The sequence below is a fragment of the Ferrovibrio sp. genome, assembly GCF_019636075.1.
GTDB lineage: Bacteria > Pseudomonadota > Alphaproteobacteria > Ferrovibrionales > Ferrovibrionaceae > Ferrovibrio.
In genome coordinates this window covers 1-11615 of sequence record NZ_JAHBYG010000067.1, presented here as the reverse complement: position 1 = coordinate 11615, position 11615 = coordinate 1, and the positions used below count along the sequence as shown (strand labels likewise).

The 11615-nt window shown below is 61.8% G+C and carries 13 protein-coding genes; 9 read left to right on the top strand and 4 right to left on the bottom strand.

What is annotated here, in order from left to right; all coding sequences use genetic code 11:
* The 4 genes from KF827_RS18845 to KF827_RS18830 all read right to left on the bottom strand — a co-directional run.
* Positions 1–753: DNA-processing protein DprA (locus tag KF827_RS18845; RefSeq protein ID WP_291008936.1), on the bottom strand; the 753-nt coding region annotated here is incomplete at its 3' end.
* Positions 737–1345 (bottom strand): glycerol-3-phosphate 1-O-acyltransferase PlsY, encoded by a 609-nt coding sequence (gene plsY / locus KF827_RS18840; protein ID WP_291008933.1) that lies wholly within the window; start codon positions 1343–1345, stop codon positions 737–739. The genes KF827_RS18845 and plsY, both read right to left, overlap by 17 nt.
* 24 nt (positions 1346–1369) lie before the next feature.
* Entirely contained in the window at positions 1370–2689 is a 1320-nt protein-coding gene (gene pyrC / locus KF827_RS18835; protein ID WP_291008930.1) for a dihydroorotase, read from the bottom strand.
* Positions 2690–2698: 9 nt separating this feature from the next.
* Positions 2699–3655 (bottom strand): aspartate carbamoyltransferase catalytic subunit, encoded by a 957-nt coding sequence (locus KF827_RS18830; protein WP_291008927.1) that lies wholly within the window; start codon positions 3653–3655, stop codon positions 2699–2701.
* A 142-nt stretch (positions 3656–3797) separates the two neighbouring features.
* Between KF827_RS18830 and KF827_RS18825 the strand changes: the two genes are divergently transcribed.
* The 9 genes from KF827_RS18825 (at position 3798) to KF827_RS18785 (ending at position 11550) form a co-directional block, all read left to right on the top strand.
* Complete coding sequence (locus tag KF827_RS18825; protein WP_291008924.1) at positions 3798–4343, top strand: hypothetical protein; 546 nt, start codon at positions 3798–3800, stop codon at positions 4341–4343.
* 78 nt (positions 4344–4421) lie between these two features.
* Entirely contained in the window at positions 4422–5972 is a 1551-nt protein-coding gene (gene metG / locus KF827_RS18820) for a methionine--tRNA ligase (RefSeq protein WP_291008921.1), read from the top strand.
* Between the two features lie 4 nt (positions 5973–5976).
* On the top strand, positions 5977–6780 hold the full coding sequence (locus KF827_RS18815; protein ID WP_291008918.1) for a TatD family hydrolase: 804 nt from the start codon (positions 5977–5979) through the stop codon (positions 6778–6780).
* A complete protein-coding gene (locus KF827_RS18810; protein ID WP_291008915.1) occupies positions 6777–7532 on the top strand; it encodes an MBL fold metallo-hydrolase in 756 nt (251 codons plus the stop codon). Before KF827_RS18815 ends, KF827_RS18810 begins: the two co-directional genes overlap by 4 nt.
* Positions 7526–8536: a mitochondrial fission ELM1 family protein gene (locus KF827_RS18805; RefSeq protein ID WP_291008912.1), complete on the top strand. Its 1011-nt coding sequence runs from the start codon at positions 7526–7528 to the stop codon at positions 8534–8536. The genes KF827_RS18810 and KF827_RS18805 overlap by 7 nt, the downstream gene beginning before the upstream one ends.
* A 743-nt stretch (positions 8537–9279) precedes the next feature.
* The gene (locus tag KF827_RS18800) at positions 9280–9492 is read left to right on the top strand and encodes a hypothetical protein (RefSeq protein ID WP_291008909.1); all 213 of its coding nucleotides are present in this window, start codon (positions 9280–9282) and stop codon (positions 9490–9492) included.
* 262 nt (positions 9493–9754) lie between these two features.
* Positions 9755–10117 (top strand): DUF736 family protein, encoded by a 363-nt coding sequence (locus tag KF827_RS18795; protein WP_291008906.1) that lies wholly within the window; start codon positions 9755–9757, stop codon positions 10115–10117.
* A 14-nt stretch (positions 10118–10131) separates the two neighbouring features.
* Complete coding sequence (locus tag KF827_RS18790; protein WP_291008903.1) at positions 10132–10323, top strand: hypothetical protein; 192 nt, start codon at positions 10132–10134, stop codon at positions 10321–10323.
* A gap of 63 nt (positions 10324–10386) precedes the next feature.
* Positions 10387–11550 carry a hypothetical protein gene (locus tag KF827_RS18785; RefSeq protein ID WP_291008900.1) on the top strand — a complete coding sequence of 388 codons (1164 nt, stop codon included), beginning with the start codon at positions 10387–10389 and terminating at the stop codon, positions 11548–11550.
* Positions 11551–11615: the final 65 nt, after the last annotated feature.

The window sequence follows — 11615 nt, the reverse complement described above, 5'->3', positions numbered from 1 at the left end:
GCCCTGATTGGCGGCGAAGCGCGTGGTGATCAGCGAGCCGCTTTTCATCGCCGCTTCCACCACCAGCACACCCAGCGATGCGCCGGAGATCAGCCGGTTGCGGCGCGGGAAGTTCTGCCCCTTCACGCCGGTGCCCAGCGGCATCTCGGCATAGATCGCGCCGCGCTCGGCCAGGCGGTTATGCAGATCGGCGTTTTCCGGCGGGAAGGCCATGTCGATGCCGGTGCCGATGAAGGCATAGGTGCCGCCATCGGCTTGCAGCAATGCGCCTTCATGGGCGGCACGGTCGATGCCGCGCGCCAGGCCGGAAACCACCGCCAGATCCTGCTTGGCGATTGCATGGGCGATGTCGCGGGTGAAACGCAAGCCGATGGCGGAAGCATTGCGCGCGCCCACAATGGCCACGCCATGTTTGCGTGCCAAATCGCCATGGCCTTTCATGGCCAGGATCGGCGGTGCATCGTCGATGCTGCAAAGCCGCGCGGGATAGGCCGCTTCGCCCCAGGCCACCAGCCTGGCATTGATCCGGGCCAGGCCATCGCGTTCGGCTTCTGCCTCCGCCTTGGAGGCGATCTTGAGCACTTTGCTGCGGCCGCCGCGCCGCGCCATATCGGGCAGGGCTTGCAAGGCGGAAGCCGCGCTGCCGAAGCGTTCGAGCAATTGATGAAAGGTGATCGGGCCGACATTTTCGCTGCGGATCAGCCGCAGCCAGTCCAGCCTTTCGGCATCGCTCAGCTCACGCGGAGCCGGCATCCGCTTCCGCTTTCTTGCGACCGATCTTGGGTTCCTCGCCCTTCAGCAGGCGGCGGATATTCTGATGATGGCGGATGAAGATCAGCACGGCCATCGCGGCGCATAACCCGGCCACCTGCGGCGATACGATATACCACGCAGCGATGGGGCTGGCGGCGGCGGTGAGCAGGGCCGAAAGCGAAGAATAGCGGGTAACGAACGCAATCAGCAGCCAGGAAGCGCAGGCCGCAACGCCCAGCGGCCAGGCCAGGCCCAGCAGCACGCCGAGAAACGTTGCCACACCCTTGCCGCCGTTGAATTTCAGCCAGACCGGAAACAGATGGCCGATGAAAGCCCCCAAGGCGGCGGCCACCATGATATCGGGTCCGAATTGCGCGCCGATCAGTGCGGCGGCCGTGCCCTTGCCGCCATCCAGCAACAGGGTTGCGACGGCCAGATCCTTGCGGCCGGTGCGCAACACATTGGTGGCGCCGATATTGCCCGAACCGATCTTGCGGATATCGCCGAGCCCGGCCAGTTTGGTGAGCAGCAGGCCGAATGGGATCGAACCGAGCAGGTAGCCCAGGGCAATGGCGATGGCGAGTTCAAGCATTTACGGGCTCAAGCATTTACGGGCTCAGGCATTTACGGGCGCGCCCTCGCGCTTGCGCTGGAACACGGTTTCGCCGCCCACCACGGTGCGCAAGGCGTGGCCCTGCACGCGGCGGCCATGATAGGGCGTGTTCTTGGCCTTGGAGCGGATTTTCTTTTCGTCGACGATCCAGGGCGTGTCGAGATCGAAGACCAGCAGATCGGCCGGAGCGCCAGGCGCAAGGCGCCCGCTTTCCTGCTTCAGCAGGCGCGCCGGATTGATGGTGAGGCAGCCCAGCACGCGCAGCAGCGGCACGCGGCCATTGTGATAAAGGCCCAGGCACATCGGCAGCAGGGTTTCCAGGCCGATGGCGCCGAACTCGGCCTGCGCGAAGGGAAGGCGCTTGCTTTCGGGATCCTGCGGCATGTGCAACGACGAGATCGTGTCGATGGTGCCATCGGCGATGGCATCCACCAGCGCACTGCGATCATCCTCGCGGCGCAACGGCGGCTTCACCTTGGCGAAGGTGCGATAATCGCCGATATCGTATTCGTTCAGCGCAAAGTTATGCGGCGCGGCGCCGGCGGTGAGGCGCAAGCCCTGGGCTTTGGCACGGCGCGCAACGTCGATGGCATCGGCGGTGGAGATATGCGCGGCATGCATGCGGCTGTTGGTCAGTTCCAGCAGACGGATGTCGCGTTCCAGTTGGATGGCTTCGGCAACCGAGGGAATGCCCGACAGGCCTAGCCGTGCAGCCACTTCGCCTTCGTTCATCACGCCATCGCGGGCCAGGCTGGGTTCTTCGCAGGCCTGCATCAGCAACAGGTCGAAAATCGTGGCATAAGACAGCGCGCGGCGCATCACCCGGCTATCGGCGATCGGGCGTTCGCCATCGGTGAAAGCCACCGCGCCGGCCTGGGCGAGCAGGCCGAACTCGGTCATTTCCTTGCCCTGGGTACCCTTGGTGGCTGCCGCCGCCGGCAGCACGCGCACCACGGCATTTTCCGCCGCGCGGCGAGCGACGAATTCCAGCAGAGCCACTTCATCCACCACCGGGTCGGTGTTGGGCATGGCAACCAGCGTGGTAACGCCGCCGGCCGCTGCGGCGCGGGCGCCGGTGGCGATGGTTTCCTGATGCTCGGCGCCGGGTTCGCGTAGCCAGACATGCATGTCGATCAGGCCGGGCGACAGGCAATGGCCCTGGCAATCGATGGTCTCGGTTTCACCGCCGATGCTGGAATTGGCCAGCCGCGGCCCGAGATCGAGGATGCGCGCGCCCTCGGTGAGCAGGGCGCCCTTCACATCCAGGCCGGTGGCCGGGTCGAGCAGGCGCGCGTTGGTGTAGAGGCGTCGGCGGCGGGCCATGAGCTATTCCTAAACCCCGGACCAATTGGGCAAATGGCGGGCCAGCAATTCCAGGCAGGCCATGCGCACCGCCACGCCCATTTCCACCTGTTCGTGGATCACGCTGCGGTGGATGTCGTCGGCCAACTCGGTATCGATCTCGATGCCGCGGTTCATCGGGCCTGGATGCATGATCAGCGCATCCGGCTTGGCGAAGCTCAGTTTGTCGGCATCCAGGCCGAAGAAATGGAAATATTCGCGGGTGGACGGCACGAAGGAACCATGCATGCGCTCCATCTGCAGGCGCAGCATCATCACGATATCCACATCGGTGAGGCCCTGGCGCATGTCGTGAAACACCTCAACCCCGAACCGGTCGGCATAAGCCGGCAGCAGGGTGGGCGGCGCGATCAGCCGCACATGGGCGCCCATCGTGTTGAGCAGGTAGATATTCGAGCGCGCCACCCGGCTATGCAGGATGTCGCCGCAGATCGCTACCCGCAAACCCTGCAGCCTGCCTTTGCGGCGCCGGATGGTCAGCGCGTCCAACAAGGCCTGGGTGGGATGCTCATGGGTGCCGTCGCCGCCATTGATCACGCCGCAGCCGACCTTCTGGGCCAGCAGGGCCACGGCGCCGGAATCCGGATGGCGCACCACCAGCAGATCCGGGTGCATGGCGTTCAGGGTAATGGCGGTGTCGATCAGGGTTTCGCCCTTCTTGATCGAGGAAGAGGCCACCGACATGTTGATCACATCCGCACCCAGCCGCTTGCCGGCCAGTTCGAAGGAGGTGCGGGTGCGGGTCGAGTTCTCGAAGAACAGATTGATGATGGTGCGGCCGCGCAACAGGCCCTGTTTTTTGTCCACCGCCCGATTCTGCTCAACGTACCGGTCCGATTCGTCGAGGATCAGGGCGATGTCCTGGGCTGTTAGGCCCTCGATGCCGAGCAAATGTTTATGAGGAAAAACAGTGGGTTGAGTGGCCATGGGGACCGGAGAGGAGGGAGAAATGGGTGCGCTGGCCGACATCAAGGCGGTATTCTATATGGCCCTGGCTTCGGCATCAACGAAGCCGTAAGAAAGTTCCAGGTAAACTCAGTACAGTTTTGTCACAATCGCACCGGAAACCATGAGCGGCGTCTACCGGAATTATCTCGATCCCCGCAAGGGCAGCGACCCGACCAACGAGGCCCTGCGCCTGTTGCAGGTGCTGGAACAGCGCGGCCGCCAGGCTGCCGATGCCGCCCATGTCACCTATGAGCGGGCGGTGCTGATCTCGTTTGCCGAATATGCCGAAAGCTTCCGTTCGATGCAGGAATTCCTGTCTTTCTGCGAGGTGATCGAGGGGCGGCTGGAAGACCTGGACGAGGCCACGCGCGGCCTGGTGGCCGGCGAAGTGAATGGCGTTAAGATGCGCAGCTATGGCGCGCTGCTGAAAGCCATGGGCGCTTATCTGGTGTGGATTGATAAACGCGGCATGGTGAACTATTTCGCCCAGGCGGTGTTTCTCAATCAGCTTAACGCCCTGGAATATTTCCGCGAATTCGAGCTACCGAAGCTGCCGCCGGAAGTCGTGACGCCCAGTATCCTGGAATTGCAGGCCGAGGTGGAAAGCCGCCTCAAGCAGATGATCGACCGCAGCATCGACGTGCCGGATTTCCGCTACGAGGAATAAAAAACCCAATAGCCAGATTGGCTATGCAGGTCTGGTGTGGTAACACCAGATAATTCTTACGTTTTTTGGCCCAAACCGATGCCCAGCAAAAGCTATTACATCACCACGCCGATCTATTACGTGAACGACAAGCCCCATATCGGGCATGCCTACACGACCCTGGCCTGCGACCTGCTCGCCCGCTTCAAGCGGCTGGACGGGTATGACGTGATGTTCCTCACCGGCACCGACGAGCATGGCCAGAAGGTGGAGAAGGCGGCCCAGACCGCCGGCATCGATCCCAAGGCTTTCTGCGACCAGGTGAGCCAGAATTTCCGCGACCTGGCCAAAAGCCTCAACGTGTCGAATACCGATTTCATCCGCACCACCGAGCCCCGCCATATCAAGTCGGTACAGGCTTTGTGGGATAAGCTGCTGGCGGCCGGCGATATCTATCTCGGCCATTACGAAGGCTGGTACGCGGTGCGCGACGAGGCCTTCTATCAGGAAGACGAACTCACAGCCGGCCCCGATGGCAGCAAACTGGCACCCAGCGGCGCGCCGGTGGAATGGGTGAAGGAGCCGTCGTATTTCTTCAAGCTCTCGGCCTGGGGTGAAAGGCTGCTGAAATTCTACGACGAGAATCCCGGCTTCATCCTGCCCAACAGCCGCCGCAACGAAGTGATCAGCTTCGTGAAGGGCGGCCTGCATGATCTTTCGGTATCGCGCACCACGTTCAAATGGGGTGTACCGGTGCCTAACGATCCCGCCCATATCATGTATGTGTGGCTGGATGCCCTGACCAATTACATGACTGCGGCGGGTTATCCCGATACTGATTCTGCCAGCTACAAGCGCTATTGGCCGGCCGACCTGCATATGGTGGGCAAGGATATCCTGCGCTTTCATGCGGTTTACTGGCCGGCTTTCCTGATGGCTGCCGGGCTGCAGCCGCCCAAGCGCGTGTTCGCCCATGGCTGGTGGACCAATGAAGGCCAGAAGATTTCCAAATCGCTGGGCAATGTGATCGACCCGCTGGCGCTGATCGAGGAATTCGGCCTCGACCAGACGCGCTATTTCCTGATGCGCGAAGTGCCGTTCGGCAATGATGGCGATTTCCGCCGCGACGGCCTGATCCAGCGCATCAACAGCGAACTTGCCAATGGCTTCGGCAATCTGGCACAGCGCACACTCAGCTTCTGCGCCAAGAATGCCGATGCCAGCGTGCCGGCGCCGGGCCCGCTGGCCGATATCGACGAAGCCTTGCTGGCCCAGGCCGACAGCCTGTCCGATACCATGCGCAAAGCGATGGACGAGCAGGCGCTGCATGTGGCCTTGCAATCCTGGTACGATCTGGTGGATGCGGCCAACAAGTATATCGATGTGGCCGCGCCCTGGACCTTGCGCAAGACCGATCCCGCCCGCATGAACACCGTGCTGTGGGCGTTGCTCGAAACCATTCGCCAGCTCGCCATCCTGGCGCAGCCGGCGATGCCGGATTCCGCGGCCCGCATGCTGGACCAGTTGGGCGTATCGGAAGCCGCGCGCAGCTTTGCGCATCTGGGTGAGGCAGGCCGTTTGCGTGCCGGTACACCGCTGCCCACGCCGCAAGGTGTGTTCCCGCGCTATCAGGATGCCGCGAAAGCATAAGGCCATGCTGATCGACAGCCATTGCCATCTGGATTTTCCCGATTTCGCCGCCGATCTGGATGGCGTGCTGGCGCGCGCGCGCAATGCCAATGTGGGCCTGATGCTCAGCATCGGCACCCGGCTGGATAAATTCGCCGGCGTGCTGGCAGTGGCCGAGCGTTATCCCGATGTGTATTGCACCGTGGGCATCCATCCGCATGAGGCCGACGACGCCGTGGATGTGGATGCGGCCAAACTGCTGAGCTTTTGCGATCATCCCAAGGTGGTTGGCATCGGCGAGACCGGTCTGGATTATTATTACGACCATTCCGACCGCGAAGCGCAGAAGCGCTGCTTCCTGGCCCATATCCAGGCCGCACGGATCAGCGGCCTGCCGCTGGTGATCCATACCCGCGATGCCGATGAAGACACCGCCGAGATTCTGCAGGCCGAAATGGAGAAGGGGCCCTTCAAGGCACTGCTGCATTGCTTCACCTCGGGCCAGAAGCTGGCCGAACTGGCGGTCGGCCTGGGCATGATGGTGTCGTTCTCCGGCATCCTCACCTTCAAGAACGCCACCGCCGTGCAGGCGACCGCCGCCGCCTTACCGCTGGAGAGCATTCTGGTGGAGACCGACGCGCCCTATCTGGCGCCGGTGCCTAAGCGCGGCAAGACCAACGAACCATCCTATGTCAGCTTCACGGCGGATTATCTCGCCAAGCTGCGCGGCATCGGCGCGGCGGAATTGCAGGCCGCCACCACGGAGAATTTCCTGCGGTTCTTCAGCAAGGTGCCGCGACAGGCGGTCGGAGCGCAACTGGCGGCATGAAGGCGATCATCCTGGGCTGCGGCACATCAACCGGCGTGCCACGTATCGACGGCGCCTGGGGCGCCTGCGATCCAACCAATCCGAAAAACCGCCGCAGCCGCGGTTCGATCCTGGTGGAGCACGAGGATACCCGCGTGCTGGTGGATACCAGCCCGGATTTGCGCAGCCAGTTTCTGGCCAATGGGCTTACCTGGGTAAGCGCCGTGGTGTGGACCCATGACCATGCCGACCAGACCCATGGCGCCGACGATCTGCGCATCCTGGCCTATACCTCCAAGCATCGCGTGCCGGCCTGGGGCGACGATTTCACGCTCGATCGGCTGAAACGCAAATTCGGCTATTGCTTCGAAACCATCGGCGGCTATCCGGCCATCATCGAACCGCATCGCATCGATGGCGCCTTCCATGTCGGCGGCATTCCGATCCGGCCCTTCATCCAGGATCACGGCAGCATTCATTCGCTGGGATTCCGCTTTGGCGATGAGCTGGCCTATTCCAACGACGTGGTGAACCTGAACGAAGAGGCCTTCGAGGCCTTGAAGGGCGTGAAGGTGTGGATCGTGGATGCCATGCGCTATACGCCGCATCCTACGCACAGCCATCTCGAGCGCACATTGGAATGGATCGAGCGCGTGCAGCCAGCGCGTGCCATCCTCACCAATCTGCATATCGACATGGATTACGAAGAGCTGAGGGCCAAGCTGCCCAGCCATATCGAGCCGGCCTATGACGGCCTGGTGATTCAATGCTGAAATCGATCTGGGCGGTGTCCGAACGCGGCGCCGTGGGCATGCAGAGCCAGGCGCTCGGCCTGGCCGAAGCGCTGTTCCAGGGCGGCGGCTTCGAGGCGCCGAAAACCATCGAGGTGGCCTTCCGCTGGCCTTATACCTGGGCGCCGATGCGGCCGGCCTTTGCCAGCCTGAAGGCGCTGACCGCCGATACCGCTGCCAATATTTCCGAGCCTTGGCCGGATGTGCTGGTCACCTGCGGCCGCAAATCGGCCTTGCTTGCGCTGGCTATAAAGAAGGCTTCGGGCGGCCGCACGGTCTGTATCCATGTGCAGGATCCGAAAAGCGACCCGCGTTATTGGGATCTGCTGGTGGTGCCCGAGCATGACCGCGTGCGCGGCCCCAATGTGCTGACCTCGCGCGGCGCGCTGCATCGGGTGACCCGGCAGAAGCTCAGCCATTCGGCCGAGGCCCTGGCGCCGCAATACGCCCATATCCCCAAGCCCCGGCTGGCTGTGCTGATCGGCGGCAACAACCGCTATTACACGCTGGACGAAGCCTGGATGCAGGAATTCGTCGGCCAGTTGCGCCGGTTGTCCGAGGAGACCGGGCCCCATGGCACCGGCGTGGGTATTCTGGCCACTATCTCGCGCCGCACCGGCGAGGCCGAAACCAACATCCTGCGCGGCGGATTGGCCAGCCTGCAGGCGGTGCTGTGGGACGGGCAGGGACCGAACCCCTATTTCGGCTTTCTTGGCCTGGCCGATGCCGTGCTGGTCACCTGCGATTCCGTGTCGATGATCTCGGAAGCCTGCGCCACCGGCAAGCCGGTCTATGTCGCCAGGCTGCCCGGCAATTCCAAACGCTTCGATGCGTTCTTCGAGAGCCTGCGCAAGCGCGGCCTGATCCGCTGGTTCGATGGCCGGCTGGTGTTATGGGAAAACGATCGGTTGGACGATATGGACCACATGGCCAACCAGGTCCGGGCCGCGCTCGGCTGGGATAAGGCTCTGGACGCACAGGTATAATCCTGAGCCTGAATTAGCCGGATTCCCATAAATTGTATTTTCCATAATATACACTCTTCCTGAACCACATGTCCGGCTGCGGCTGCCGGTGAGGCGAGGGAAGGTGAGGCCGAAAACAGCAGCATAAATGCGAGCAAAAACGCGGCGGCTGTTGCTTTCCAGTGACGCATGGCCTCAAGCATTTGAATGTACTTGCCTCGCACGGTCGAGGTTTCTTGGCTCTTACTCTGCCGCCAGATATTCAATTCGATTAGAGCGATTTCAGGGTCAACGCCGGCACAAAATGCGAGGCGTATCATTGCGTCATCGCTGGGCAGAACATTGCGCTTGCGCATCTGATTAACGGCCTGATCGCTCATATCAATCAAAATACTTAGGCGGCGGTCGCTGGATATTTGCTTCCGCTGTTTGGCTTCATTCAAATACCAGTCAAGGGACCGCACGGCTCCGGCCTCGCCAAGACGGTGTTTCAGCCGCTCGCCTTTGTTGGCTTCCCAAGCCTTTTCCGACGCTAGTGCATCGCGCTTCAAAAGTTCGATTTCGTGTTCATCGCGCATGGCCGACTCCAGATCGTGTGAATATAGCCTAGTGTCGTTATTCATCTCTTGACAAGCCCCTACCCGTAGTGCGAATAACGACACTATTCACACCAGATCGTGTGACTAGGGGCGGCGGCGCCTTGAAATCTCTTCCATGGGTTTCCTGCCGCAGGTTTCGCCGCCCCGCCTTAACCGGAGGGAAGCATGTACGTCTCAATCAACCGCCGCCCCGACGAAAAAGACCCGACGCTGGGCCAGGGGCCGATCTGTGTTGTTGAGGTTCGGGTGGAAGATAGCCGCCCGCTGCGCTTCGTGTCGGAGGATGCCCAGACGGCCATCCAGGCGGCGCGCCGGTACGCCCTTTCCGTGATCAGCAAACTCAATCTCGAAAGGGAGGCCGATTATGGCGAAGCGTAAAAAGACCAAGAAAAAGGCAACCAAGAAACGCACCACCAAGCGCCGCCCGGCGCGCTCCAAGAATGGCCGCTTCAAGCGCCGCTAGACCATCCAGACATTCATCTTTGCCGTGGTGCGCTTCTGGGAGGTTGCCAGCCACGGACTTGGGGGAGGGAGGGAGAGGTAGCCTCTGACCGGCACCTCTCCCCCGAACCCCACCCCGAAACTCTGAAACCTCCCCTAAGCCCGGCGCAGCCGGGCGCGCCTGTAAGGAGCAACCTCCATGCCGACCATCGGCCATTTGAAAATGCATCACGACAGGGTGCTGCGCGGTTTCATCCAGTCGAGCCGCCGCAGTGTGAATATCCAGCTTACGCCGATCCCGGAAGGCGAGCGGCGCGATGCCAACAGCCCGTATTACCGGGTCGAAGGCATCAACCATACCGGCGAGGTCTACGAGTTGGGCGGCGGCTGGGTTAAGCGCATGCAGGAAGGCACCACCGAACGTGAGTACCTCTCACTGTCGATGGATGATCCTGACTGGACGGGGCCGCTGTCATGTGCGGCTTTCCCGACCAAGGGGAAGCCGAACGAGTATGATGTGGTCTGGAACCGCCCGGACCGCAGCCAGCAGCGTGCAGCGTGATGGAGGGCAATGCCATGAACGAACAGCAGCAACAGCCTTCCTCGCTCGCTCTGACCCTGGATGAAGCAACCCAGGTTGTCGCCCTGGAAAGCCGCAAGGGCGACGGCGGCGTAAACATGACGAATGCGCTGGCTTACAAGCTGGCTCGTATCACCCGCGCGGCCCTGGCTGCCGGGTTGGCCCGGATCGACACGGGCGCGGCCTAGGGAGACGTGCGGTCCCCCCCCTCCCTCTAATAGGGGGGGGACCGGATACATACTCTGGCTCTGATGATGAGAAATCCGCCAAATATCGAGGGAACGCCGCTGCCGTCTGAATGGCGGCCTTTGGACTCGTATTTTGACAGCATCCAGGAAGCCTTCGCCTACAGCCCGCATGACGTTGTGGCCGATGAATTGGAGGATGCCCGCCAGAAGGCCGCAGAGGCCGATGCCAGTGGCAAGGGCCTGTGGGGCGTGCACTGGGGCGCGGAATACCTCCAGGTGGCCGCTACGGGCGCCAGGGGCGGCTTCAAATGGGTTATCGGCAACGACGATTTCCTGATCCTGGTAAAAACGCGCGCGTCGGAATGGGGCGTCGCGGTGCGGTATCTGTCGGCTGGCCTTTGGGAACATGGCTATCCGGCATTGCGCGAGCGTGTCGATGCGATTTTGGAAAGCCATTTCGAGCGGCGCCTTGAACGTGCGGTGAGCCTGTCGCGGATCGACGTTGCCGTAGATTTTTATCTGCCCGGTTTTGCTGAAAGCACCACGCCGCGCCTTGCCGAGGCCGCGTTATTGCCATCGCGTTGCAAGGTGAAAACTGAAAGCGCCGATGGCCGTTTGCAGACGTTGACTTTCGGCGCGAAACAAAGCGTTGAGATACAGCTCTACGACAAGACCCGCGAAATCCATGAAGCGAGCGGCAAGGAATGGTTCTATGCCATCTGGCAGCGCGCGGGCCTGCCGGCTGATGTTCGCCGGGATGTGTGGCGTGTCGAGGTGCGGTTTAGTGGCGACTGGCTGAAAGACCGCGACATACGCACATTTGAAGACTACATGGCGACAGGCGGGCAGCTTGTAGCAGAGGCGCTGCTGTCCCGCCGCCTGTGTGTGCCATCATCAACCGATAGCAATCGCGGGCGCTGGGCATTGCATCCGCTCTGGACGGCGGCATGGGAAATCGCCGCTCATAGGTGGCGTGAATATGTTCCGATTGGCCGGCATACCACCGGGCGCCGCGACTACCTGATTAAGCAACTTATGAAACAAGGCGCAGGACTGATCCGTGCCGCCCATGTTTTAGCTAACCCCGAAACCGAAGACCTCCTGGACGATTACCTCATTCAACGCATTGCATGGGACGCAATGGCGCTCGCGGCGGATGATGAAAAAAATCCGCAAAAGATCGAACAGTTGAAAGAGCGGTATCGGTATGTCGAAGAGGCGAGATAGCTATGACGACGATTGGCACGGGCTTCTGTCCGAATTGTGGATTGGATGGCATCCCGATCAAGGTT